Origin of the sequence: Paraburkholderia sp. RL18-085-BIA-A (assembly GCF_046027075.1) — a bacterium.
Taxonomy (GTDB): Bacteria; Pseudomonadota; Gammaproteobacteria; order Burkholderiales; family Burkholderiaceae; genus Paraburkholderia.
This window is the reverse complement of the sequence record NZ_JARESU010000638.1, coordinates 1-390: the sequence shown is the minus strand read 5'-3', so window position 1 is coordinate 390 and position 390 is coordinate 1. Positions and strand designations below refer to the sequence as shown.

At 65.9% G+C, this 390-nt stretch carries 1 pseudogene; it reads left to right on the top strand.

Annotation, left to right across the window (positions count from 1 at the left end):
- Positions 1–358, top strand: a pseudogene (locus tag P0D89_RS54185) (IS110 family transposase); the annotation flags it as partial.
- Between the last annotated feature and the right edge of the window lie 32 nt (positions 359–390).

Sequence of the window (390 nt, the reverse complement as noted above, 5' to 3'; positions counted from 1 at the left end):
TCTGTGCCCCGCCACGAAGATCAGTGGCGGCAAGACGCTGTCCTCCAGCACCCGACCCTCCGCCAACCGCGCCCGCCAGGCACTGAAAATGGCAGCCATGAGCCTGTCGCGCAGCGACTCGGCGCTCGGCGCGTTCTACCGCCGGCTGTGCGCCCGCATGGACAAGCCGCGCGCCAACACCGCGGTGGCTCACAAGCTTGCCCGCATGGTGTACTTCATGCTCACGCGCGGTGAAGCCTTTGTCGACCAGGGGCAGCAGCGCTACGAGGAACAGCAGCGCGAGCGCAGCATCGCAGCCCTCAGGCGACGTGCTTCCGCCCTCGGATTCCAGCTCCAGCCAAACGCGCCGACTCCCTGAAAACTGATCTTTTCCGCTGGGTTTCTTGAGAG